This window comes from Pseudomonas sp. SID14000 (genome assembly GCF_002165135.1).
Taxonomy (GTDB): domain Bacteria; phylum Pseudomonadota; class Gammaproteobacteria; order Pseudomonadales; family Pseudomonadaceae; genus Aquipseudomonas.
In genome coordinates, this window is record NZ_NFZQ01000141.1 from 1 (window position 1) to 409 (window position 409).

Here is a 409-nt window from a genome sequence, read left to right on the forward strand (position 1 = left end):
TGAGGTTGGCCAGCATCTTGAGGGTGAAGCGCATCAGGACCGGGTGGGTCAGGCCCCGTTCCGTGGCGAGTTTCATGACCTTGGGGTTGCCGATGAGCTTCACGAAGGCGCGGCCCAGGGAGTAGTAGCCGCCGTAGGTCTCCTTGAGGACCTTGGGGTAGCCGAGGAGGGCGCGTTCGCGCTGGGCCGGGGTGGAGCGGGCGTGGGCCTGGACGATGACGTCGGCGGCGATCTGGCCGGAATCCATGGCGTAGGCGATGCCCTCGCCGTTGAACGGGTTGACCAGGCCGCCCGCGTCGCCGACCAGGAGCAGGCCCTTGGTGTAGTGGGTCTGGCGGTTGAAGGCCATCGGGAGGGCGGCGCCGCGGATCGGGCCCGTCATGTTCTCCTCGGTGTAGCCCCACTCCTC

General features: G+C 68.2%; 1 pseudogene. It reads right to left on the reverse strand.

Going from position 1 to position 409, the window contains the following annotated elements:
- Positions 1–409, reverse strand: a pseudogene (locus CAY82_RS27675) (hypothetical protein); the annotation flags it as partial.